Here is a 4,118-nt window from a genome sequence, read left to right as displayed (position 1 = left end):
ACCCGCGCGTTCATCGACGTCCGCGAGGTCTCCTGGATGCTCCGCGACCTCGGCCAGCACCTCATCGCCGGCGGACTCCTCACCACCACCGCCGCTGGCGCCGGTATCGCCGGCGCCAGCGGATCCACGCGCGCGACCCGGCTCCACTCGTTCGGCACCAAGCACGCCGCGGTGGCCGCGGGTGTGGCCGCGGCGCTCGCCATCGGAGCCGGCGCCATGGCCCTGATGGCCGTCCAGCCCGACAGCCCCTCGATCCAGGCCGACGGCGAGCCGTTCGACGGCGGAGGTCCCGAGGCGCTCCTCGAACCGGACCCGCCGCGGGACCCGTCGCCGCCCGCCGACCCGCCGCGGCGTCCGGCCGCGCCCGCCGAGGAGGACTCCGCCGCCGAGCCGATCGCGGCACCGGAACAGGTCGCGGCCGCCGTGCCAGCCTCCGCGGTGACCGCCGAGACCCCTCCCGAGCCCGCGGCGACCCCCGCACCGCCCCGGAAGGCCCCCGCGCCGGCGAAGGACAAGCCCGCGCCCGCGCCGAAGGACCCCGCCCCGGCCAAGCCGGAGACGCCGCCCACCGCGCCGGCCCCCGAGCCGAAGCCGGAGCCGGAGCCGGAGCCGGAGCCGAAGCCGGAGCCGGAGACTCCCCCGGCGCCCGGACCGCCCGACAAGAGCCCCGCCGGCCCACCCGGCAACCCCTCCAACGACCACGGCAAGGGCCCGGCGAAGGACAACGACCAGGGCCCGGGCAAGGGCAACGGTCACGACAGGGGCAACGGCCACGACAAGGGTCGCGGAAACGACCACGGCCCGGGCAACGGCCAGGGCAGCGGAAACGGCCGGGGCCCCGGTCCCGGCCCCGGCAACGACAAGAGCCACGACCACGGCAAGGGTCACGGCAAGGACAAGGGCGGCGACCAGGGCAAGGGCTCCGGCAACGACCGGGGCCACGGGCACGGGCACGGGCACGGCCACGGGCACGGCCACGGCCACGGCCGAGGCCGCTAGCGCCACCCGAACCCAAGCCCCTAGTCCACAACCCCCAGCGCCAGGTCGAGCGCGTCCGTCCGCACGCGCTCCAGCGCGAGCGTGGACGCGCCGACGATCACGGCGTCCGCCCCGAACGACGAGGCGACGAGCTCAGGGGCGGGCGGGTGCACCATCCCGTCCAGGATGGTCGCGGTGCGCCGCAGCAGGTCGCCGACCACGGGCGCCACGCCACCCGCCACGACGATCCGGTCCACGTCGAGCATGCCGTCGATGACGGCGCACACCCGGGCGAGGCGGTCGGCCAGGCGGTCGACGAGGGCGATGGCGCCGACGTCGCCGGCCGCGGCCGCCGCGAACACCGCCGGGGCGTCGATCGCGCTCGTGGGCAGGGCCCCCAGGGCGCTGTCGGCGGGCAGGGCGCCCGACTCGTGCGCCTCCCGGCCCCAGATACGGGCCAGGGAGCCGAGGCCGTGCGGGCTGCCCACGCCGACCACGTAGTCGAGGAGACGCATCTCGCCGGCGCCGCCGTAGCTGCCGCGCACGAGGGCGCCGTCCACCACGATGCCGGCGCCGAACCGCTCGCCGGACAGCAGCGCGGCGAACGACCCGACGTCACGCCCCGCCCCGAGGGCGCGCTCCGCGTGCGCGGCGAGGTTCGCGTCGTTCTCGACGGTCACGTGCCAGCCGCGGTTGCGGAAATGCTCGGCGAAGCCCGGGTTCATGCGCGCCCAGAAGGTGTTCGGGCCCGGCGGGGTCGCGCCCTGCGCGTCCGTCAGGGCCGGCACGCCGACGGCGATCCCCAGCACCCGCGCGGGGTCGATGCCGGCCGCGGCGAGCGCCTCGTCGATCGTGGTGTCGGTGACGGCCAGCCGGTCGGACGCGTTGTCGTGCGCCCGGTCGACGGGGTGCTCCTGCCGCCCCACCTCGGCGCCCCGGAGGTCGCTGACGGTGGCGAGCACGCGGTGCTGCCCGGCGTCGACGCCCACCACGTACCCGGCGTCGGCCCGGAGCTGGTAGAGCCGGGCGGGCCGGCCCTTCCCCGCGGGCTCGGGCGCTCGCTCGACCTCGCGCATCCAGCCGAGCTCGATCAGCTCGGCGCACCGGCTGATCACGGTCGAGCGGGTCAGCCCGGTCGCGTCCATGGCCTCGGTCGCGGTGAAGACGTCGTTGGCCCAGGCGAAGTCGAGCACGCTCACGGCGTTGATGCGTCTCAGCAGTCCGGACGACGACGCGTTCTGGGGTGCTCGGCTCACGCTTGACCTTTCGTCCCCGACGCTGGAGGCTCTCTCCAGGGCATTAAATCTAACGCTTGCATAAAATTGCGACCGCTCGACCACGACAGCAAAGGATCCCGCACCGTGACCAGCACCCTCAGCGAGCAGCAGCTCCTCGTCGACGACCCCACCTGGTGGCGGCAGGCCACCGTCTACCAGATCTACCCGCGCAGCTTCGCCGACGCGAACGGCGACGGTATCGGCGACCTGCGGGGCATCATCTCGCGCGTGCCGTACCTGAAGCGCCTCGGGATCGACGCCGTCTGGCTGAGCCCCTTCTACCCGTCGGCCCTGGCCGACGGCGGTTACGACGTGGCCGACTACCGCGACGTGGACCCGCGGATCGGCACGCTGGACGAGTTCGACCAGATGGTGCAGGCCCTGCACGGCGCGGGCATCCGCGTGATCGTCGACATCGTGCCGAACCACTCCTCGGACGACCACGTCTGGTTCCAGGAGGCCCTGGCCGCGGCGCCGGGCAGCCCGGAGCGGGCCCGCTACATCTTCCGCGACGGCCTGGGCGAGGACGGCTCGCAGCCGCCCGCCGACTGGACCAGCATCTTCGGCGGCCCGTCGTGGACCCGAGTGCCCGACGGCCAGTGGTACCTGCACCTGTTCGCCAAGGAGCAGCCCGACTTCAACTGGGACAACCCCGAGGTCCGCGAGGACTTCCACCGGACCCTGCGGTTCTGGTCGGACCGCGGCGTCGACGGCTTCCGCATCGACGTGGCGCACGGCCTGACCAAGGAGCTCGCCGAGACCCTGCCGAGCCAGGCGGAGCTCGACGCCATCACCGAGCCCGGCGCGCACCCCCTGTGGGACCGCGACGAGGTGCACGAGATCTACGCGGGCTGGCGCCAGGTGTTCGACGAGTACACCCCGCCGCGCATCGCGGTGGCCGAGGCCTGGGTCGACACGCCCCGGCGGCCCCGGTACGCGAGCGCCGACGGCCTGGGCCAGGCGTTCAACTTCGACCTGCTGGAGGCCGACTTCGACGCGGCCCAGTTCCGGAAGATCATCACCGACAACCTGGCGCTGTCCGCGGCGTCGGGCTCGTCGACCACGTGGGTGTTCTCCAACCACGACGTCGTCCGCCACGCCACCCGCTACGCCCTGCCGCCGCGCGACGGCCGGCCGGGCAAGCAGGGCCAGGCCTGGCTGCTGTCGGGCGGCACCGAGCCCGTGGCCGACGTCGAGCTGGGTCTGCGCCGCGCCCGCGCGGCGACGCTGCTCATGCTGGGCCTGCCGGGCAGCGCCTACCTGTACCAGGGCGAGGAGCTCGGCCTGCCCGAGGTCGCCGACATCCCGGCCGACCAGCACCAGGACCCGGCGTTCTTCCGCAACCCCGGCGTCGACCCGGGCCGGGACGGCTGCCGCGTGCCGCTGCCGTGGACGCGCGAGGGTACGTCGTTCGGCTTCGGCACGGCGGGCGCGCACCTGCCGCAGCCCGCGGGCTACGGCGAGCTGTCGGTCGAGGCGCAGGACGGCGTCGCGGGCTCGACGCTGGAGCTCTACCGTGCGGCGCTCGCGCTGCGCGACGAGCTGCAGACCGACGAGACGCTGGAGTGGCTGGACGCGTCGGACGACGTCGTGCACTTCACGCGGCCGGGCGGCTGGCACGTGGTGACGAACTTCGGCACGGAGCCGACGGCGCTGCCGGACGGCGAGGTCCTGCTCACCAGCGAGCCGCTGGCCGACGGCCTGCTGCCCGGCGCGACGACGGCGTGGGTCCGCACGGCGTGACGCCGCGCGGCGTCCGGTGACCATGCGGTTGCTGCCAGAACGAGGCTCGGTTGGGGGGCCACCCCCAGGTGTACCTGGCGGGGCCGGGGCCGGCGAGCCGGGGTGGGGGGGGCGGGGGGC

At 75.0% G+C, this 4,118-nt stretch carries 2 protein-coding genes and 1 pseudogene; 2 read left to right on the top strand and 1 reads right to left on the bottom strand.

Going from position 1 to position 4,118, the window contains the following annotated elements:
- A pseudogene (locus tag AB0I29_RS27655) lies at nt 1-999 on the top strand (hypothetical protein); the annotation flags it as partial.
- 20 nt (nt 1,000-1,019) lie between these two features.
- On the opposite strand, the gene AB0I29_RS27650 reads toward AB0I29_RS27655, so the two are convergent.
- Entirely contained in the window at nt 1,020-2,234 is a 1,215-nt protein-coding gene (locus tag AB0I29_RS27650) for an ROK family protein (RefSeq protein ID WP_357487477.1), read from the bottom strand.
- A gap of 105 nt (nt 2,235-2,339) precedes the next feature.
- Between AB0I29_RS27650 and AB0I29_RS27645 the strand changes: the two genes are divergently transcribed.
- Nucleotides 2,340-3,998 (top strand): glycoside hydrolase family 13 protein, encoded by a 1,659-nt coding sequence (locus AB0I29_RS27645; RefSeq protein WP_357487475.1) that lies wholly within the window; start codon nt 2,340-2,342, stop codon nt 3,996-3,998.
- Nucleotides 3,999-4,118 lie beyond the last annotated feature (120 nt).

It is taken from the genome of Promicromonospora sp. NPDC050262, from assembly GCF_040655935.1.
Taxonomy (GTDB): Bacteria; Actinomycetota; Actinomycetes; order Actinomycetales; family Cellulomonadaceae; genus Promicromonospora.
Note: the sequence above shows the minus strand (reverse complement) of the source record. Positions and strands in the feature narration are given on the sequence as shown.